The sequence below is a fragment of the Chryseobacterium sp. DT-167 genome (genome assembly GCF_058310155.1).
This window is the reverse complement of sequence record NZ_JBZEEQ010000002.1, coordinates 443,516-462,011: the sequence shown is the minus strand read 5'-3', so window position 1 is coordinate 462,011 and position 18,496 is coordinate 443,516. Positions and strand designations below refer to the sequence as shown.

The 18,496-nt window shown below is 34.5% G+C and carries 22 protein-coding genes; 17 read left to right on the top strand and 5 right to left on the bottom strand.

Annotation, left to right across the window (positions count from 1 at the left end):
• Positions 1-4 precede the first annotated feature (4 nt).
• The 10 genes from AC4FQ5_RS04730 to AC4FQ5_RS04685 all read left to right on the top strand — a co-directional run bounded on the left by AC4FQ5_RS04730 (position 5) and on the right by AC4FQ5_RS04685 (position 4,559).
• On the top strand, positions 5-268 hold the full coding sequence (locus AC4FQ5_RS04730) for a hypothetical protein (RefSeq protein WP_491141342.1): 264 nt from the start codon (positions 5-7) through the stop codon (positions 266-268).
• Positions 261-428, top strand: a complete 168-nt coding sequence (locus tag AC4FQ5_RS04725; RefSeq protein ID WP_491141341.1) for a hypothetical protein — start codon at positions 261-263, stop codon at positions 426-428. The genes AC4FQ5_RS04730 and AC4FQ5_RS04725 overlap by 8 nt, the downstream gene beginning before the upstream one ends.
• A 140-nt stretch (positions 429-568) precedes the next feature.
• The gene (locus tag AC4FQ5_RS04720; protein WP_491141340.1) at positions 569-760 is read left to right on the top strand and encodes a hypothetical protein; all 192 of its coding nucleotides are present in this window, start codon (positions 569-571) and stop codon (positions 758-760) included.
• Entirely contained in the window at positions 750-1,067 is a 318-nt protein-coding gene (locus AC4FQ5_RS04715) for a hypothetical protein (RefSeq protein WP_491141339.1), read from the top strand. The genes AC4FQ5_RS04720 and AC4FQ5_RS04715 overlap by 11 nt, the downstream gene beginning before the upstream one ends.
• Positions 1,068-1,084: 17 nt before the next feature.
• Entirely contained in the window at positions 1,085-1,480 is a 396-nt protein-coding gene (locus AC4FQ5_RS04710; protein ID WP_491141338.1) for a hypothetical protein, read from the top strand.
• Positions 1,481-1,654: 174 nt separating this feature from the next.
• Positions 1,655-1,993, top strand: coding sequence for a hypothetical protein (locus AC4FQ5_RS04705; protein ID WP_491141337.1), 339 nt, complete (start codon positions 1,655-1,657; stop codon positions 1,991-1,993).
• 200 nt (positions 1,994-2,193) lie between these two features.
• Complete coding sequence (locus tag AC4FQ5_RS04700) at positions 2,194-3,117, top strand: helix-turn-helix transcriptional regulator (RefSeq protein WP_491141336.1); 924 nt, start codon at positions 2,194-2,196, stop codon at positions 3,115-3,117.
• A 46-nt stretch (positions 3,118-3,163) separates the two neighbouring features.
• The gene (locus AC4FQ5_RS04695) at positions 3,164-3,793 is read left to right on the top strand and encodes an energy transducer TonB (RefSeq protein ID WP_491141335.1); all 630 of its coding nucleotides are present in this window, start codon (positions 3,164-3,166) and stop codon (positions 3,791-3,793) included.
• Positions 3,794-4,225, top strand: a complete 432-nt coding sequence (locus AC4FQ5_RS04690; protein ID WP_491141334.1) for a nucleoside deaminase — start codon at positions 3,794-3,796, stop codon at positions 4,223-4,225.
• Between the two features lie 154 nt (positions 4,226-4,379).
• Positions 4,380-4,559, top strand: coding sequence for a hypothetical protein (locus AC4FQ5_RS04685; RefSeq protein WP_491141333.1), 180 nt, complete (start codon positions 4,380-4,382; stop codon positions 4,557-4,559).
• 35 nt (positions 4,560-4,594) lie between these two features.
• On the opposite strand, the gene AC4FQ5_RS04680 is transcribed toward AC4FQ5_RS04685, so the two are convergent.
• Complete coding sequence (locus tag AC4FQ5_RS04680; protein ID WP_491141332.1) at positions 4,595-5,353, bottom strand: type III pantothenate kinase; 759 nt, start codon at positions 5,351-5,353, stop codon at positions 4,595-4,597.
• 108 nt (positions 5,354-5,461) lie between these two features.
• Here AC4FQ5_RS04680 and AC4FQ5_RS04675 point away from each other — a divergent pair, with 108 nt between their 5' ends.
• Positions 5,462-6,295, top strand: coding sequence for a M23 family metallopeptidase (locus AC4FQ5_RS04675; protein WP_491141331.1), 834 nt, complete (start codon positions 5,462-5,464; stop codon positions 6,293-6,295).
• Positions 6,296-6,299: 4 nt separating this feature from the next.
• On the opposite strand, the gene AC4FQ5_RS04670 is transcribed toward AC4FQ5_RS04675, so the two are convergent.
• Positions 6,300-6,668: a helix-turn-helix domain-containing protein gene (locus tag AC4FQ5_RS04670; RefSeq protein ID WP_491141330.1), complete on the bottom strand. Its 369-nt coding sequence runs from the start codon at positions 6,666-6,668 to the stop codon at positions 6,300-6,302.
• Between the two features lie 762 nt (positions 6,669-7,430).
• Between AC4FQ5_RS04670 and AC4FQ5_RS04665 the strand changes: the two genes are divergently transcribed.
• From AC4FQ5_RS04665 to AC4FQ5_RS04650, 4 genes are read left to right on the top strand one after another with little or no spacing between them, the layout of a single operon-like run.
• The gene (locus AC4FQ5_RS04665) at positions 7,431-8,345 is read left to right on the top strand and encodes a hypothetical protein (protein WP_491141329.1); all 915 of its coding nucleotides are present in this window, start codon (positions 7,431-7,433) and stop codon (positions 8,343-8,345) included.
• Between the two features lie 14 nt (positions 8,346-8,359).
• Positions 8,360-8,965 carry a DUF6705 family protein gene (locus AC4FQ5_RS04660; RefSeq protein WP_491141328.1) on the top strand — a complete coding sequence of 202 codons (606 nt, stop codon included), beginning with the start codon at positions 8,360-8,362 and terminating at the stop codon, positions 8,963-8,965.
• Position 8,966: 1 nt separating this feature from the next.
• Positions 8,967-9,569, top strand: a complete 603-nt coding sequence (locus AC4FQ5_RS04655) for a DUF6705 family protein (protein WP_491141327.1) — start codon at positions 8,967-8,969, stop codon at positions 9,567-9,569.
• Positions 9,570-9,571: 2 nt separating this feature from the next.
• On the top strand, positions 9,572-10,135 hold the full coding sequence (locus AC4FQ5_RS04650; RefSeq protein WP_491141326.1) for a hypothetical protein: 564 nt from the start codon (positions 9,572-9,574) through the stop codon (positions 10,133-10,135).
• A 324-nt stretch (positions 10,136-10,459) separates the two neighbouring features.
• Here the strand turns inward: AC4FQ5_RS04650 and AC4FQ5_RS04645 are convergent, their stop codons facing one another.
• Positions 10,460-12,301 carry a M1 family metallopeptidase gene (locus AC4FQ5_RS04645; protein ID WP_491141325.1) on the bottom strand — a complete coding sequence of 614 codons (1,842 nt, stop codon included), beginning with the start codon at positions 12,299-12,301 and terminating at the stop codon, positions 10,460-10,462.
• A 102-nt stretch (positions 12,302-12,403) separates the two neighbouring features.
• On the opposite strand from AC4FQ5_RS04645, the gene AC4FQ5_RS04640 reads away from it, so the two are divergent.
• Positions 12,404-13,048 (top strand): hypothetical protein, encoded by a 645-nt coding sequence (locus AC4FQ5_RS04640; protein WP_491141324.1) that lies wholly within the window; start codon positions 12,404-12,406, stop codon positions 13,046-13,048.
• 32 nt (positions 13,049-13,080) lie between these two features.
• Here AC4FQ5_RS04640 and AC4FQ5_RS04635 read toward each other — a convergent pair whose 3' ends face one another.
• Together AC4FQ5_RS04635 and AC4FQ5_RS04630 are read right to left on the bottom strand one after the other, a co-directional pair.
• Positions 13,081-13,557 carry a DinB family protein gene (locus tag AC4FQ5_RS04635; protein ID WP_491141323.1) on the bottom strand — a complete coding sequence of 159 codons (477 nt, stop codon included), beginning with the start codon at positions 13,555-13,557 and terminating at the stop codon, positions 13,081-13,083.
• Positions 13,558-13,761: 204 nt separating this feature from the next.
• Positions 13,762-15,450 carry a DUF6909 family protein gene (locus AC4FQ5_RS04630; protein WP_491141322.1) on the bottom strand — a complete coding sequence of 563 codons (1,689 nt, stop codon included), beginning with the start codon at positions 15,448-15,450 and terminating at the stop codon, positions 13,762-13,764.
• A gap of 556 nt (positions 15,451-16,006) precedes the next feature.
• Between AC4FQ5_RS04630 and AC4FQ5_RS04625 the strand changes: the two genes are divergently transcribed.
• The gene (locus AC4FQ5_RS04625) at positions 16,007-18,202 is read left to right on the top strand and encodes a glutamine synthetase III family protein (RefSeq protein WP_491141321.1); all 2,196 of its coding nucleotides are present in this window, start codon (positions 16,007-16,009) and stop codon (positions 18,200-18,202) included.
• The last annotated feature ends 294 nt before the right edge of the window (positions 18,203-18,496 follow it).

The window sequence follows — 18,496 nt, the reverse complement described above, 5'->3', positions numbered from 1 at the left end:
TTTAATGGCACACGAACATTACCATGCAGAAGAGATGTCTAAAATAGGTTTTCAAGCGTATTTTAAAGATGCCCCATTAGCTGGAACAAAAATAGAAGATTATACTGCGAAAAATTGGATTAACCGATATAAAAGAGAAAAGTATGTGTACGATCAACTTGTAAAAAATAACCCCCTCGCTGCCGCACGAATCCTTTCGTGTGGCTTTTATTTTCACAACTTTCTCAAAAAATTTCTATCTTTAATTAAAACATACATTGATGAGTAGAAATTACAAATTCCACAATCCCGAAGGATTATATTTCATAAGTTTTGCTGTAGTAGGTTGGCTGGATGTATTTATCCGAAATGAATATAAAGAAATTCTTTTAGAAAGCTTAAAGAACAAAGACCTAGACGGGCAGAAACCTGGAACTTTTGATTGGTGATTTAAAAAAATTTACAAACAAAGCCATTATAAAAGCTATTAAAGAAAGCCCCAAAGAAAGCAGAAAAGAATTTTTATTAGATTTCTTTCTTAAGGAAGGTGCAAAAACGTCTAATGTAAACCAGTATCAATTTTGGAGACATGATAATAAAACCTATTGAACTTTGGAGCAACCATGTAATCAACCAAAAAATAAACTATGTACATCAAAATCCAGTTGAAGCAGGTTTGGTTTTCCGTGCGGAAGATTATAGATACAGCAGCGCAGTAGATTATTCTGTTGAAAAAGGTTTATTGGAAGATATTGTGGGTTTTAAAATGTTTGATTTGTAAGAAGAACCCCACAAGAAAGGATTCGTGCGGTAGCAGTGTTTTTTTTACCGAAGTAAACTCTAAATGGGTAGATGCTGCCGTAAGACAAAAAGCCGAAGTGGTGATTATGTCGGATGCAAGTAGTTTAAGAAATTATGATGAGGTTTTAAATAAGAGAGTTTTAACAGGCTTTGGTAAAGAGGCTCACCGCTTTGAATGGAAACATGGTTACAGATTTAATCCTAAAACCAAACGAATGGTGCCGCCAAATGAAGCAAAAGGATTAAAACCTTTAACAAGATTTGAAGAATATATTATTAAAGATTAATATAAAAACTTAAGACAATGGAAATAACAGAATATGTAAGTTTTATTAAAGAGCAATTTAAAAATATTGCTACTGATTATGGATTTAGCTGGAGACAGCAAAATGAATTTATTTTATTTTTAGAAAAAAAAAATGTAGCAATAACATTTACAACGCATTATAGAGAGAGAGGAGTTACTTTAGTTGTACAAAATAAAATAAAAAGAGAATATTATGACATGTTTGATTTAGCAGAAAAAAAAGGGTTTGAAAGTCCGTTTGATATGTTAGATGATAATGAAAAACATATTAATGAAGTATATAAAGAAACAATAAAATATCTCATTTATCCAGCAGCAATTTTATTGGAAAAGCATTTTCCTGAATTATTAAATGGAGATTTTTCTTCCATCGGCAAAGGAAATCCTTTGTAAAAGTAAAACCGTCAGTAATGGCGGTTTTACTTTTACAAAGGATTTCACCGCTTTGAATCTATCGATTTAATCCTAAAACGAAGAGGATGGTACCACCAACTGAAGCAAAAGGGCTAAAACCTTTAACCAAATTTGAAGAATATACTATTAAAATTAATTTATAATATTAAAAAAATGGAAATTACTAATTATAAAAACTTTATTATTGAGTGTTTTGAAAACATCTCGACAAATTATAATATGAAATGGGTCATAACTAATGATTATGTTATGAAATTATCAAATGGAAATATTCTAATTTATTTTTCAACAGAGAAGCATAGTGAAGATTTAACATTAACAATTAATAACGATAAGAGGAAAGAATATTATACCGTTTATAGTCTTTCAATGAAAATTTTAGGAAACTTAAACTATTTATCAGAAAGTGAAATTGAAAAGTCAAAATCTTATCAAGATAATGTAAAATCAATTATCTATACTTCTTCTATTTTCATAAAAAACCATTTTTAAGTTTAAAAAGTTCTCGATATACTCCCCTACTCGAATTGACGGAGTTTTACTATTCCGTTTTTGGTAAAAATATGAATGTCTATTAATTTAAAAATAAACTCCAAAAACTTATCCACAAAAATAAAACACGACATCTTTTGTCGCATTATCCTTCTATATTTGTAATAGAAAAACAAAGCAAAAAATAGATATAAACACCAATGAAAAAAGATTTTTACCTTACAAGATATGCCTTAATCATCAAGAAATTAGAAAGCGCTCCCGCTAACTATTCGCAGTTGGAGGAATATCTCCTTAATTCTTTCGAATTTCAGGATGCAGATATTAAAAGCTACTCTATCCGTACTTTGCAGCGTGATATCCGTGAAATTTCAAATCTTTTTAATCTTTCCATTCATAACAAAAAGAAAGGTGACAACCGTTATTATATCGAAAGTCGGCCGATGATGGAAGTCGATGAATACAACCAAAAACTTCTGGAATCTTTTCAGGTAAGCAACGCATTAAACCTACATCCCGATTTTGCAGATTTTATCTTTTTTGAAAGCAGAAAACCAACCGGTGTAGAGCATTTTTACGATCTTTTTTTTGCTATCCGCAATAAAAGAGTCGTTACTTTTGAGCATTACAATTACAAAAACAAACTGATGACTTCCAGAAAAGTTCATCCTTTAGCTTTGAAAGAATCTAAGGATCGATGGTATCTGATCGCAATTGACACAAAAGATAAAGCTTTAAAATCATTTGGTTTAGACAGAATCAATTATCTGGATGTCAATAAAAACAATTTCAGGGAAAAATATAAATTCAACTTCAGAGAACATTTTAAGAACGCTTTTGGCGTGATGAATCTGACCGAACAAAATCCTCAGCGAATAGTTTTGAAATGCAGCCGACATCAGGGAGAATACATCAGAAGCTTTGCTTTGCACCAGTCTCAGAAAGAGACCAAAGAAACTCCGGAAGAAATCTACTTTGAGTTCTTTCTCCACCCTACTTACGATTTTATGCAGGAAATTCTTTCGTATGGAAAAGAAGTTACCGTTTTAGAACCTAAAACCTTAGTTGATGAAATCCGGGCTCATTTAAAAGCTTCTTTAGGTAATTATTCGGAAGAATTGTAAGCGTTCATATTCAATTTTTTGATTACATTTACATAAATATCACGGTTTGAAATCACTGTTTTTTTATCTCTTCTTATTCATTTCTACTTTTTGCCTCTCACAGCAGACGGAAGAATTCAGGCAGGTAAAAAACTATTACAATCAGCACAGAAGTATGCTGAATACTGAGTTTAAGAAGAAATTTGATGCAGAACCCAACAGCGTTATCAAAGCTTCCATCAAAAATGATTTCTTATTTTTTATGAAAAAGATGGACAGTATTGAAAACACCGCACTTGTCGGAGCTTTGCTGAAAGTGAAAAATACTGAGGACTTAGGGAATTTAAACTTAGACAAAAAACTAAATCCCTCCACAGACCAAAGCGAAATTTTTCCTTTTACAGATAAATCCGCAGATTATCCCGGAGGAATCAATGCTTTGAGACAGGAGGTTGCCAATCTATTCTATAGTGAAGCCGTATTTTCGGAGATCAATCCTGTAAAGACCAATGTAGCATTTGTTGTAGAAAAAAACGGTAAAATCAGCAATGTAAAAGCAGAAGGTGATAATTTTACGTTCAACCGACAGGCAGAGATCGCTTTATATTCTCTTTCAGGGAAATTTTCTCCCGCTGTCATCAATGGTGACCCTGTTAGATACCGTTTCAGACTTCCTTTAACTTTGAATATTGAATAAATGTTTACCGACGAATATTTTATGAAAATGGCTCTTAATGAAGCCGAAACCGCATTTGAGAAAGATGAGGTTCCCATCGGATGTGTTATCGTTTCAAACAACCGGGTGATTGCGAGATCGCATAATCTTACAGAAACTTTAAATGACGTCACCGCTCATGCAGAAATGCAGGCAATCACTTCTGCCGCTAATTTTCTGGGTGGAAAATATTTGATCAACTGTACTTTATATGTGACTTTGGAACCATGTGTGATGTGTTCCGGGGCACTTTCGTGGTCGCAGATTTCAAAAGTAGTGATTGGTGCAAGAGACGAGCAGCGAGGATTTATCAATAAAAACTTAACGCTTCATCCAAAAACAGAAATCGTCACCGGAATTATGGAAAATGAATGTTCTTCGATTGTGAAAGCTTTTTTTAAATCTAAAAGATAATTTTTTTAATATACTTTTATTTCAAAGTCCCAAATACACTATTAAAATATACTATACGCCTGTTTTTTTTCAATCTTAAATGTTAATATTTATTATTTAATCATTTCATGTTGAATTATTTTATATATTTGATTACAACAAAATATGTACAGCTATGAGAAAATTAACAAGAAAAGAAACCGCAAAAATTAATGGAGGCATTCGTCCTGATCAATGTTTCTACATCGATCAAAATGGAGTAAGAAAACTAGGATGCAGAAATATGCCTTTCCAGGATGAAAATGGCACATGGGTTTATCCGTTAGTAGAATGTGATGCTTGCGGTGGTCTTTAAAAAAACAAGAAAACAGCCTTGAGAGGCTGTTTTTTTTATATATCTTTCCCTAGAAAATACAAACCTTTCAAAGTATGCAGTCGGTCTGCAATGTGTATTTTATCCGTCAGCGGTTTGTATACATGAGAAACCCCACCGGTTGCAATGACAAAACAATCATCATTCACCTCATCATTGATGCGGTCGATGAAGCCTTCTACCATTCCGAGGAAACCATACACCATTCCGCTTTGCATACAACTGATGGTGTCTAAACCCAAAACTGATTTTGGCTTTACCAGTTCAATCTCAGGAAGCTGGGCGGTCTGACTGATCAGAGAATTTAAAGAAGTCACGATTCCCGGAGCGATGATTACCCCTAAAGTTTCACCGTCTTCGGCAACACAGCTTGCCGTGAGTGCAGTCCCGAAATCGAGTACAATCTTCTTTTTCCCGGGATACAGATTGTGTGCTGCAACAAGGTTGGCGTAAATATCTGTTCCCATCTGTTTAGATTTTGCCTGTACTTCCGAAGGCGTATTGCGGTCTACCATCACAGGAACAATCCCGTGAATTTTTCTTATCGCAGAGGTGATTTCCCTTGTCAGTTGAGGAACTACAGAGCCTATGATGATTTTTGTAATCTTTTTAGGATCAACTTTATAGGTTTGGTATAAGATCAGCATCTGACCATGCAATTCATCTGCAGTTCGGTAAGGTTTGGTATTGATTACCCACGAGATATCGCAGTTTTCATGATCAAAAAGACCAAATCTGATGTTGCTGTTTCCAACATTGATGACGATAGAATTCATTGAATAGCTTTTCGGGGGTAAATTTAACAATTTTCATAAACAAGAGCCTTTTATTATCTGCAAAAATGGTTTATCATTGTAAAAAGATTTTATTAACCTTAAAACACTATGAAAAAATTTTTAACTCTACTTTTTATCAGTCAGCTTACCATCGTATTTGCTCAGAAAAATGTGAAAATGTATTATGAGCAAAAGCAGGATACCATTGCTTATTATGTAGACAATCTTGAAATCTATCCCACATCGATCGTCTTTGCAAGCCAGCCCGAACTTGAGAATATGAAGAAGCCCGAACTCTTTAAAACAACCCAGGTGCTCCCTGCAAAATCAAAAAGAAACAAGGTTACCTATTTTGTGATAAATGATAAGAAAAAGAGATGGGGCATCAAAAAAATGCCGGGCTATTTGATATACATCGGTGATATTACCATAAAAAACTACGACACTACTTACCCGTACGATTTGCCATATCAGAAAGGAAAATCTTTTCTGATGTACCAAGGCTATAACGGAACGTTTTCTCACCAGAACGAAAACTCTTTAGATTTTACAATGCCTGAAGGAACAGAAATCTTGGCTGCGAGGGAAGGCTTGGTGATTGACGTTCTCCAAAGTAATAATAAAAGTTGCCCGACCAGAAGCTGTGCACCTTTCGGAAATTATGTATCGATTCTGCATTCTGACGGCACGATTGCGCAGTACTTTCATTTGCAGCAGAACGGCGCAAAAGTAAACGTAGGTGATACCGTCACCAAAGGTCAGCTCATTGCATTAAGCGGAAATACCGGCTGGAGCAATGGCCCCCATCTGCATTTTGTCACCTATCTGCCCAGTGCGACTGCCGATAAAAACAGAATTACGGTAAAAACTCTTTTCAGAACGGGAGACGGTAAGAAAACCGAGTTTCTAAAGGAAAAAACAAAACATTCCAAAGAATATTAATCTGCTATTTGCTTCCTTTCAGTTGCGCAATTTCTGATTTTAATTCTTCTATTTGTTGCTCATAATTAGCAATAAGCTTTTTAGAAATCTCGGAATATTCATTAAAAATATTATCATTAAAGCCTTGAAATCCGTGAGCGTTATCTTTATTTTCTTGATTAAAATTTTTTTGTGAATCAGTGTCCAACAAATCATTTAAAGGTGTTTCCAGTATTTTAGAAATATCAACCAGCCTTTCTACGGTCAGTTTAGTTTCTCCTGTTTCTATTTTGCGGTAAGCTGAGGTACTGAGCTCAAGATCATGCGCCATATTTTCGTACGAAAAGCCTTTTCTGGTACGGATCTCTGCAATTTTCTTAATAATTTTTTCCATAATAGTAAAAATATTTTTCGTAAAAGTAATAAATATTCCGTAAAAGTAACATACAGCTTGGTTAAAATATTCTAAACTTGCAGTAATAATAATTGTAACACAAAAATAAACAATGAACAAAAATTTATTTCTCAGGCTTTGCCTGATGATGGCGGTACTACTGTCAACTTATTCCTGTCGACAGGATATTCTTCCAGAGCAGGAAACTTACCACAACACGAGTGCATTTCAGCTCACTTCCAAAAGAATTTCTTTAAATGAAGCCGAACACAAAGCAAAGCTTCTTCCAGAATTGGAAAAGGTGGAGGCTGAATTTAAGAAGCTTACCGCAAATGCCTTTGGGAAAACCGTCAACTACGGAAACGGTGTTTCTATCGATACCGATGATGTGGTATATATAGAATATGGTCCTTATCACACCTACACATTTAAGATCAACAGAGAAAATGCCACCTCAGAATCACCAGTAGAAAATTTGATTTTAAGTCTAGAGCCAGACGGAACCTACAAAGAATTAGTAAAAACGTACAATCTTACGCAGAACGACTGGCACGAGCTGAGTCTCGGCAACGGTATTGATCTTGAGGGTAAAACCACAACGGTAGAAGTTGCTAAAGGAACTTATTATCAGGCTAATGTAAAAAGTTCCGGCTGTTCTTATGAGAGTCAGCAGGTTTACCAAGCGTGCTGTCTGGCGTACATGGGGAAGGTAATATCGGTGAATGGGGCAATTGTACCTGTACAGGAAGCGGTCTTCCCAAGATGTATACCATTGAGATTTTGGTTTGCCCTCCGGAACCGGGTGCGCCAAGTAGCGGATGGGTTCCTACACCATCTTCTCCTACTGCGCCGACAGCTGGAGGAGAGCCATTGGATGGCGGTAGTTCTTCAGGATCGGAAACCAACCCTACAGATCCCAATACTGTGGAAGGAGCGCAAGGACAACTAGGGGGTACACCTACTTTGCCACTACTACAAGTTAGTATCAATCCTAATACGCCTTGCGGAAGAGTAAATGCACTAACTTCTAATCAGACATTTAAAAATAACCTTATTGCTCTTGCACAAAAACTTAACTTAGGAAGCGAAACAGGTTATAGGATGGATTATACAAATCAAAATCCTACATCTCCTTTGGGTAATGGCATAAGTAACCAGTTTCTGCAAAGCCTACCAGGTACTACTCAAGTCAATCTCATTTATTTTGTACCTGCAACCTATGCGCTTATTCATACGCATTACAACAAAATGAATGATCCTATATTTTCACCGGAAGATCTTATACAATTTAACACATGGCTTATTGCTGCAAAAGCATGGAATGACAACCCTGCAAATCTCCCAAAAGTTGATCTCAAAAAACTTTCTTACACGCTGGTTACCGATTTTGGAAATTATATGCTAACTTTCGATGGTACAAATGTGACTCCTTTTAGTGGATATGATATTAAAACTTTGAATGATAAATATGTCGAAGATGTAATATTAACTACAGGAACCAAGTATCCAAGTGGAGAGGTAAATTTTGATATGAATAAATTGGAAGAGAAGTTATTGAAGTTTTCAAAACAATATTTACCTATGCCGGGAATGAAGCTGTTCAAATTAGCAAGTGATGGCAATAAAGAAATTTTTCTTGACAACAATAATAAAAGAGACACCAATACCTGTAATTAATACCAAAATAAAAAATGAAAAAGTCAATATATATAATCACACTGCTATTATCGTTTTATACTTTAGCACAAGAATATCCTCTTAATACGAGTTCTTTTGATGTGCCTCCCTATGGATATATAAAAGATACCAATAATGAATACGATAAATATGTAGGTTTATGGAAAGGCGAATGGAATGGTAAAATAGTTTATCTTGAACTTAAAAAGGTAAAAGTTTTTCGTTCAGGAAATCATCCATATTATCGAGATAAAATATTGGGTGAGCGCAAAATAATAGCTGCTAATGGTTCAGTAGAGATAGATAGGATTAGTAATTTTAATTATCAAGATTCTGAATTTACAGGTTTAGGTATGTTCACCAACTATAATGGTCAAATATGTGAAACGATTATGTTTTATCCAAAAAATATGTGTAACACATATACACGTCTTATCATTACCAAATTAGAAAATCTACTGACAATTAATAATCCGAACGTCACCACGCAAATGACCTTACATTGGGATGGCAAGATGGAAGGAGGTCTTACGCAGGATTGTGTACATGATGCGTATGCACAACAGCACGGAGAATACCCTGTAAATTTTCCGAAGGATATTGTTTTGACGAAGCAGTAAAATGAAAAAGTTAATATATATAATCACATTGCTATTATCGTTTTATACGTTAGCACAAGAATACCCTTTAGATTACAAAGAAGATGTACCTGACGGTGCATATTACAAAGATATAAATGGTGATTTAAACAAATATTTAGGTTTATGGAAAGGTGAATGGAATGGAAAAACGCTTTATCTTGAATTGCAAAAATTTAAATACTTGTATGTTGGAATACATCCTTATTACGAAGATAGAATTTTAGGTGAACGCAAAATAATTGATGCTAACGGAAATGTAGAAATAGATCGGATTAGTAATTTTAATTACCAGCATCCTGAATTTAGAGGTTTAGGTATGTTCACCAACTATAATGGACAAATATGTGAAACGATCATGTTTTATCCGAAAAATATGTGTAACACATATACACGTCTTATCATTACCAAATTAGAAAATCTACTGACTATCAACAGTCCGAATGTAACCACACAAATGACATTACATTGGGATGGTAAGATGGAAGGAGGTCTCATGGAGGATTGTGTACATGATTCGTATGCACAACAGCATGGAGAATACCCTGTAAATTTCCCGAAGGATATTGTTTTGACAAAGCAATAAAAATGAAATGGTCGTTTTTATTAATGCTACTATTTGGAAAATGCTTTTCCCAAAATTATGAAGTCTCTATTGAAGCAAACGCTCAAGCTACAGATAAAAGAGAGAGATATAAGGTAATGCTGAAAGACTCAACAGCACAATTCATATATTTTAATAGAGACAGTATTTCAAAAAAATTTAACACAGATAAAAGAATAAAAAGGTTTTTTAAAAAGAATATTGATTTAAAGAATCCTAAAGACTTTGCAAAAGCAGAAAAATTTAAAAATATTTTAGAAAACTACAGTTATTATAAAAAAGACACAATCAAGTTATTTACTAAAGACATCGTAGAATTAAAAAGTATTATTTCAAGAATTGATCAAACTTCAACTTTGGATTTGGAAATAATTGAACCTGGAAAGTTTTGGGTAATGATTGATGGAACAATATATAAACTTAATATTCCTTATAACGGAGAGAATAGAGTAATATGGGTATCTAGGAATAAAAAAAGATATCCATTGATATATGAGTTAATAGATTTTGTAGAAAATCTAAGAAAAATAGTTCATTGTAGTCTATAAATATCTAAATAACATAGTTCTTACTAAACAGTAATAAATAAACCTCCGAAATTGGAGGTTTTATTATATTATATGCCACTGCCTTTTTAAAAATCCTTTAAAGGATTTTACCAAAAGCTCTAAAGGTTTTACCCAAATCGTTAAGAGCTTTTCAAAAAAGCAGGCGTGCAATTTTTAAAATCACGCCTGCTTTTTATTTTTGCTTACTGAGCTTTTCTATGATACCGTAAACTGGACGAAGCTAAAAATAGAAAATCAAATATCTTAAAAACAAATTCCCCAAAGAAAAACTCTTCGGGGATTATTATTTCATTTAAAAATCAATTATTTCACTTCAACAAAATTGTTCTCAGGATTTACATCCGCCATTCTCTGGCTAAAATCTATTCCCAATAACGACAATTGAGATTTTGTATAAGGAATTGTCAATGTATATTCTTTCTGCGTCCACGGCCAATATTTTTCTGTTGTGAAATCGCCGTAACCATCTTTCTGCTTCCAGGTGTGGGTCATGTTCATCGGAATTTGATAAGTAATGATTTTCTTATCAGTTGTCATTATAGAAAAGTCAATAGGCATTGGAACCTGACCGTTGTTTAACAACGTGATTGTGGTAGATTTCGTGTCGTATTTTATGTCTTTAATTCCGTAATCGATGGTTTTTGTGGTGTTGATCCAGTAATGATGAAACCACTTCAGATCCATACCCGAAACTTTCTGTGCGATATAAAGGAAATCTCTGTCGGTAGGATGCTTCATGCTCCACTCTTTAAAATATTCGGTCATGATTTTTTCTAAATTCTGCTCACCAACGATGTAGCCTAGCTGCGCCAGGTACAACTCCCCCTTCACATAACTTGCAAAACTGTATGCCGTTCCATTGTCATGATGGTCACCAAGCCAGACCGCAGGCTCTTCGATTCCTTTTTGTACAATTCCTCTGTAAGCGTTTATTTTGTCAACGAAAGGATTTGGTCGCTCATCCGTTGGCGGAAAAAGCTGGTGCATCACAATACTTTCGGCATAGCTTGTAAAACCCTCATCCATCCAAGGTCTCAGAGGCTCGTTGGTTGCCAGCATCTGCTGATACCATGAGTGAGAACCTTCGTGCACCATCAATCCCATCAGATCTTCCAGTGTTTTAGATTCACCCAAAATCATGGTACACATTCCGTATTCCATACCGCCATCGCCACCTTGGATGAAAGCGTAAGAAGGGTATGCATATTTCCCGAAACGGGAATTCATAATCTGAAAATACTTTGTCACATAAGGTTGCGCCTCACCCCAAAATGTAGTCTTATCATTTTTCTGATACACAAAAAACACTTTCGGACCTTGTGGAACATCAAAACTTTCCACAGAATAATCTTTGTCTGCCGCCCATGCAAAGTCGAGCATATTTTTGGCAGCCCATCTCCATGTAGCTTTGTTTTTAGTTGTTTTAATAGTTGCGGATGCATCATAACCTTTTACTTCCGTCGGATTCAAAAGCGTTCCTCCCGCTCCTATTACATAATCTTTGTCGATTTTAATCGTTACATCAAAGTCTGCAAACGGTGCGTGAAATTCTCTTCCTACATAATCAAAAGTTGCCCAACCGTCATAATCATATTCTGCAATTTTAGGATACCATTGCGTCATCGTCATATCGACACCTTCTTTATTATTTCTTCCGCTACGTCTGATTTGCTGAGGTATTACGGCGTCCCACTCCATTGTAAAAGTGGTTTTAGAGTTTGGCTTTAAAGATTCATTCAGATAAACCTTCATTACTGTTTCCTGAATTTCAAACTTCAGATTTTTTCCGTTTTGTTTAATCCAGTGGATATTTTGGGCTCCTTCCTGATCTTTAGGAATCGATGCCAATCTTGAAATTCCGTCTTTCTGCAATCTCGAATCGCCGTTTTTTCCCTGTCCGCCAACTCTCTGATCCATCATTGAATTGGGCTTGAATGCATTCCAGTATAAGTGGAAATATACAACATTGAGTTCGTCCGGAGAGTTGTTGGAATAATTTAAAGTTTGATTTCCTTCGTAGGTAAATTTTTCTGCATTGACGTCAATATCCATTTTATATTGGGCAGCCTGCTGATAATAAGCGTTCTGCTGCGCCTGAAATTGTGAAAGGATCAAAGCAAAGAGTATTGCAAACGATTTTTTCATTGAAGATTTATTTTTTTTAAAGGTAAGTAATTTTTGAAAGAGGCTCAAATGTGTTTTCGTTTTGAGAATTTATATCTTTGAGTAAAATAATCAATTATTCTTTTGAAAAAATTTATTCATTATTCACTCATTTTCCTTGTCTGTATTTGTTGCAACCCTACAAAGCACCTTCCTTCTTCAGAAGATTTAAGTGCTAAATCCATCATAGAAAATGAACAACTTAATATTGTATATAGAGGCATAAAAAATCATCTGAAAATTTATGTTCCCAAATCGGATAGTATTAAAGTAAGCGGATCAGGAGTTTATAAAGAGGAAGAAAATAAATATTACATTGTTCCTTCTACGGGCAATACATTGCAAATCAAAATTATTGGTTTTATTAAAGGTAAAGAAACAGTTGAAAAAAGAGAATTTCGAATATTAAACATTGGAAAACCTTTCGCAAGTATTAGAAACAATATAGAAAAAATCACTTTGTCACAGGAGGAGCTTGCAGCTTCCAAAATAGAATATTACATTCCTCAATTTGTTCTGAGACTGGGAAAAGTTGGAAAATTTCGCTACAAAATTAATGATCAAGAACCAACCATTAATTATGGAAATGAATTTACTCAATCAGCTAAAGAAAAGATTTACAATATGAAAACTGGCGATGTTATGACCATCGATGAGCTAAATTTTAACCCGGAATTACAAAATATTGATCTTAAAAAAGTAGCTGGATTAGTAGTTTATATTGAGTAAAAAATATACTTGTTTCATTTGTAAAACTATTGCTATTCGTATTTAAACAAAATCATTTTTTTTATCAAAGTAATCTGTCCCAAATGATAATAAGCATGCTCAATCATTCCATCAATATTTCTTTGGTAGGTTCCGTATTTTGCATCGACAAAAACTTCATTCATTTTAGAATCGGGCATTTGTTCTAATAAGTTTGCAAACCTTTCAGCATCTTTCCAAAGGTTATTTAATAATTCTTCCCATTGCTCCTGAGATTCAATCGATGGAAGATCAAAGCTGTATTTATCTTTAATTTCCAGTTCGCCACCTTCAAAAACATTAAGAATTCCTGCGATATAATAGTCAATATGAAAGGTGAGCATTGCGATGGTGTTTAGATCAGCAATTTTTGTTGTTGCCTGCTGCCAAGTCAAGTCTTTGAGCTGATCTTTAAAATTGGTATTGGCAATCCAAAGTCCGTCAAGCAAAACCTCTCTGAATCTTTTTGCTAATTGTGAGACTGTACTCATTTCTTTTAATTTTAAAATATTTAAATATAATAATTTTTGTTATTGCTGATTTTATTTTAAACCACTAGTGGCACAAATTTTTTCACAATTTTAAACCCAAATAATTTATTGTCATTCGTGAAAGCATTTGTGCACCTTGTCTTAAGAAACAAAAAAACCTCAAATGCAGAAACATTTGAGGTCTATTTTTATCATTAAATAAGATTATTTATTCTCTGCAACCTTTGCAGCGCTGTCAAAAATCTTTTCTAAAATTTTCAAAGTAATCAGATAAGTTGGCTTTACTCCTGTCAGTCCCAAACCGCCTGAAGAAAGTGTACTGCCCGTTTCCAGAGGATTATCTGACGCATAATATGCGTAGCAAACAAAAAGATCGGGTGTGATATGATGTCTGATTTTAGACGCTACCTGAATTGCTTTTTGGTAATGCGCACCTTCCATTTCAAGACCGATTGCTTTCCAAGAAGTGTTCATAAAATAAGAAAGAATATCCCTGTTCTGAAGTGAAGTTCCCAAAACGGTAATCATTGTTCCTTCAAAAGCTCTTAATTCATCATCATTGAAATCTTCCAGTTTTAAAGCATTCTCAAAAGGATAATTATCTGCCGTTCCTTCAAAAATATGAGAGGTCGGGATCATAATATCGCCTTTTCCTCCATTCAAAATACCTGCTTTACCCATGATAGAAACAGATTTCACCTTCATCATATAGACTTCACCTTTCTGCTCAAATGGTCTTAGTAATTCGTCCATCACTTCAAAAGCCTGTTCGCCAAATGCATAATCAAAAACCAACACTACATCATCTCCTTTGAATTTTGCTGCACTGAAAGGAGTATTTTTAAGATCAATTTTGCTTAAATCAATGATCTGAACGTCGATATTACTTCCGCTTTTGTCGTCAATATAAATTAAACCTTCCTCCAAAGCATATTTTAAAACTTTGTCACGAAGATCTTTTTTATTTGAAATCTCCTGATACAACTTATAATCTACGTCTTTCGTCTGCTTTTTCTTTAGTGCATCATTGGCATACAGCATATTTTTCACTGAATGCATGTTTGCAGAAATAATGTGAAGCGGACGCATATGAAGATCATTTTCAAATAAAACTTCTTTTACTTTGTTTGCCCATTTTTCACCGAAATAATGATGCCCTACTCTTTCCTTTAATATAGCACTGAAATGTATTTCTCTTTCTCTGCTCTGTTTAGCGTCTTCAAGACTTGCTTTCCCGAGATTATAAATGATTTTGAATAAGCGATCCGGATTGTCATCGTCTCCGAAGGAATTGTACGCATTTAATGTTTCATCAAAAGTTCTCCCTATTAAAGAAGATAAATGAATCAATGCAACTTCTTTTTCTCTTCTGCTGAATTTTTTCTCTCCTTTCACTACTTCCTCAATGATTTTGAAAGCGCGTGTCGGCTTCCAGTTTTCATCTTGGATAAAAGCAAGATTGCGAATTTTATCTGCTTCTATAAATAAGAAGGTTAAGTGGGTAAGAATATCATAGATTTCCGAACGTCCCAAAAGAACTTCAATATTCATCTGGTGTTCGTCGATTCTGTAGCAGTTTCTTCTTCTCTTTTTGGGAACAATCGGTTCGAAACTTCCTTTATCAAAACCCTCATCCGAAGTCAGATGAATAAAAGCACATTCCTCAATACCTTCAGGAAGTCTGTCTAAAACATACATCAATCCATTCAGTTCCAATTTGCTTGGAACATTCATAGTGCCGTAAATTTCCGGATCAATGATTTTTAACAAGCTTCTGATACTCTCTCCGGAAACTCCGCCCGGCTTGAAAAATCCTCTGTAAAACAGGTGTCTCATAGAGATATAAAGTCTTTCAATTGCCTCAGTGGTTTCTCTCGCTCTAGAATAGGTCATAAAATAAATTTCACGCAAATATACAAAATCTCCTTTCAACTTATTTTAAGTATCTTTTAATAAACAGTTTAACACAATGTTTTTTTGAATGCGCTTAAATTAAATTTTATTGTCGTTCCGATGAAGAAGAATCTATTATTTCACACTATTAAATAACCATAAACTTTGTCATCCCGTAGGGATCTAAACCCGAATCTTTCCATGCTATTATAAAAAAACTTTGCCTAGATCCCTACGGGATGACAAACTGGATGATATGGGATATTCTTTATTTTACTCGATATTTCTTCATTCAGAATAACAGAAGAAGAAGTATAATATAGAAGTATATAGATAATTTTGTAAATTGTACCATATATTAATGACTTAATAAATCAAAGTATTCTCAATCGCTTTAAAACATCAAATTTTAAGCTTCAAATACTTCTCACCCCTTTCAAAACTCAAACTATCGTTTGAAATTTATTTAAAATTTAAATTACCCCTTAAAATTTTAGGGTAAAAACAATTTCAATTCATTTTTTTTGTAAATTTGCCCCATAAAATTCAACACTATATGTCAACTTTAAGATTTAAAGCTTTAGAAACTTTACCATTCAAGGACTTTAGAAAAGATAATTCAGTAGAAATTCCTGCTAAATTATCAGAATTATTTTGTGAAAACGTATTCTCTGAGAACACAATGAGAGAATATCTTACAAAAGAAGCATTCCAATCTATTATGGATGCTATCAAGAAAGGAAGTAAAATCCAGAGATTAATTGCAGATCAGGTAGCAGTAGCCATGAAAGATTGGGCAATGAGCAAGGGCGTTACTCACTACACGCACTGGTTTCAGCCATTAACCGGAAGCACTGCAGAAAAGCACGATTCATTCTTCACTCCCATCGAAGGAGGTAGAGCAATCGAAAGATTCAGCGGAAACTTATTGATTCAGCAAGAGCCGGATGCATCTTCTTTCCCGAACGGCGGAATCAGAAACACGTTTGAAGCGAGAGGTTACACAGCATGGGACCCTACTTCTCCGGCATTCATTATGGGAACTACTTTATGTATTCCTTCAATCTTCATCTCTTATACAGGAGAAACTTTAGATTACAAAGCACCATTATTGAGAGCTTTGCACGCTGTAGATGAAGCTGCGACAAACGTCATGCAGTATTTTGACAAAAATGTAACAAAAGTAACTCCTACTTTAGGTTGGGAGCAAGAATATTTCCTTGTTGATTCAGCATTGTATCAATCTCGTCCGGATCTGGTTTTAACTGGTAAAACTTTATTAGGACATTCTCCTGCAAAAGGACAACAATTGGATGACCACTATTTCGGTTCAATTCCTACAAGAGTAATGAACTTCATGAAAGAGTTGGAAGTTGAATGTATGAGATTGGGAATTCCTGTAACGACAAGACACAACGAGGTGGCTCCAAACCAATTTGAGCTTGCGCCAATGTTTGAAGAAGTAAATGTTGCTGTAGACCACAACTCTTTGTTGATGGACGTGATGGCAAGAATTGCTCACAGACACCATTTCCATATTTTATTCCACGAAAAACCATTCGCAGGAGTAAACGGAAGTGGAAAACACAACAACTGGTCATTGGCAACTGATACAGGTGAAAACCTTCTAAGCCCGGGAAAAAACCCTAAGAAAAACTTACAGTTCTTAACGTTCTTCGTGAATACAATCAAAGCGGTTCATGAATATGCTGACCTTTTAAGAGCAAGTATTGCTTCTGCAAGCAACGACCACAGATTGGGTGCAAACGAAGCTCCACCGGCAATTATTTCTGTATTTATCGGAAGTCAGTTGTTCAGAGTTTTGGAAGAGCTTGAAAAAGTAACGGAAGGAAAACTTTCACCAGACGAAAAAACAGATTTAAAATTAAATGTTGTTGGGAAAATTCCTGAAATCTTGTTGGATAACACTGACAGAAACAGAACTTCTCCGTTTGCATTTACAGGAAATAAATTTGAGATCAGAGCGGTTGGATCTTCTGCAAACTGTGCAGAATCTATGACGGTAATGAACACGATTGCTGCAAAACAATTGGGTGATTTCAAAAAAGAAGTTGATGCTTTAATCGAAACTGGTCTTAAAAAAGATGAAGCAATATTCAACGTATTGAGAGAATACATCAAACAATGTAAAAACATCATGTTTGAAGGTGACGGATATTCTGAAGACTGGGCTGTAGAAGCTGAAAAAAGAGGTTTAAATAACCTGAAAACAACCCCAGAAGCTCTTAAACAGGAAATGGATGAGAAATTCGTTAATCTTTACGAAGAGATGGGAATTTTCACTCACAGAGAAGTTGAAGCGAGAAATGAAATCAAATTAGAAAAATATTCAACAGTTATTGATATTGAAGCAAGAGTATTAAGTGATATTGCAAGAAACCATATCATTCCTTCTGCTTTAAATTATCAGAACAGACTGATTGAAAACGTAAGAGGTCTTAAGGAAATTTTTGAAGATAAAGAATTCAAAACTCTTGCAAAAGAGCAAATGAGTTTAATTACTCAGATTTCCGGAAACATTTCTAAAATTAAATTGGGTGTTGAAGATCTTATGAAAGCGAGAGAAGCTGCAAAAGCAACGTCTGACAGCCAAAAGCAGGCAGAAATATACTGCACAAGCGTAATTCCATTATTTGATCCTATTAGAGAAGCATCTGATGATCTTGAAATGATGGTGGATGATGAGCTTTGGCCAATGACGAAATATAGAGAAATGTTATTCACAAGATAACATCTGTAAAGTTCCATATTAGTGAAGGTTCCCTGTTTTTTCAGGGAACTTTTTTTATATTTCTAACAAAGTATTATTCTGAGTTCAATTTTATAGAAGTTTATTAACAAAGGAAAAGAGAGGTATTATGTTAAAAAATCTTAATAAAAAAAACCGCAGAATCTCCAAAATAGGGACTTAGCGGTTTGTTTTTCTTTAACATACTTCTACGAGATGTTAAAATGTGTTAAAACGACAACATGATAATAATCATATCGAGGCTGTCTTATCTGGAATATCTACTTTTGTAATGCT

Bases quoted from the DNA above. Each gene is read 5' to 3' on its own strand.
- AC4FQ5_RS04730 (WP_491141342.1), top strand. From the start codon at position 5: ATGGCACACGAACATTACCATGCAGAAGAGATGTCTAAAATAGGTTTT.
- AC4FQ5_RS04725 (WP_491141341.1), top strand. From the start codon at position 261: ATGAGTAGAAATTACAAATTCCACAATCCCGAAGGATTATATTTCATA.
- AC4FQ5_RS04720 (WP_491141340.1), top strand. From the start codon at position 569: ATGATAATAAAACCTATTGAACTTTGGAGCAACCATGTAATCAACCAA.
- AC4FQ5_RS04710 (WP_491141338.1), top strand. From the start codon at position 1,085: ATGGAAATAACAGAATATGTAAGTTTTATTAAAGAGCAATTTAAAAAT.
- AC4FQ5_RS04705 (WP_491141337.1), top strand. From the start codon at position 1,655: ATGGAAATTACTAATTATAAAAACTTTATTATTGAGTGTTTTGAAAAC.
- AC4FQ5_RS04700 (WP_491141336.1), top strand. From the start codon at position 2,194: ATGAAAAAAGATTTTTACCTTACAAGATATGCCTTAATCATCAAGAAA.
- AC4FQ5_RS04690 (WP_491141334.1), top strand. From the start codon at position 3,794: ATGTTTACCGACGAATATTTTATGAAAATGGCTCTTAATGAAGCCGAA.
- AC4FQ5_RS04685 (WP_491141333.1), top strand. From the start codon at position 4,380: ATGAGAAAATTAACAAGAAAAGAAACCGCAAAAATTAATGGAGGCATT.
- AC4FQ5_RS04680 (WP_491141332.1), bottom strand. From the start codon at position 5,353: ATGAATTCTATCGTCATCAATGTTGGAAACAGCAACATCAGATTTGGT.
- AC4FQ5_RS04675 (WP_491141331.1), top strand. From the start codon at position 5,462: ATGAAAAAATTTTTAACTCTACTTTTTATCAGTCAGCTTACCATCGTA.
- AC4FQ5_RS04670 (WP_491141330.1), bottom strand. From the start codon at position 6,668: ATGGAAAAAATTATTAAGAAAATTGCAGAGATCCGTACCAGAAAAGGC.
- AC4FQ5_RS04665 (WP_491141329.1), top strand. From the start codon at position 7,431: ATGTATACCATTGAGATTTTGGTTTGCCCTCCGGAACCGGGTGCGCCA.
- AC4FQ5_RS04660 (WP_491141328.1), top strand. From the start codon at position 8,360: ATGAAAAAGTCAATATATATAATCACACTGCTATTATCGTTTTATACT.
- AC4FQ5_RS04655 (WP_491141327.1), top strand. From the start codon at position 8,967: ATGAAAAAGTTAATATATATAATCACATTGCTATTATCGTTTTATACG.
- AC4FQ5_RS04650 (WP_491141326.1), top strand. From the start codon at position 9,572: ATGAAATGGTCGTTTTTATTAATGCTACTATTTGGAAAATGCTTTTCC.
- AC4FQ5_RS04645 (WP_491141325.1), bottom strand. From the start codon at position 12,301: ATGAAAAAATCGTTTGCAATACTCTTTGCTTTGATCCTTTCACAATTT.
- AC4FQ5_RS04635 (WP_491141323.1), bottom strand. From the start codon at position 13,557: ATGAGTACAGTCTCACAATTAGCAAAAAGATTCAGAGAGGTTTTGCTT.
- AC4FQ5_RS04630 (WP_491141322.1), bottom strand. From the start codon at position 15,450: ATGACCTATTCTAGAGCGAGAGAAACCACTGAGGCAATTGAAAGACTT.
- AC4FQ5_RS04625 (WP_491141321.1), top strand. From the start codon at position 16,007: ATGTCAACTTTAAGATTTAAAGCTTTAGAAACTTTACCATTCAAGGAC.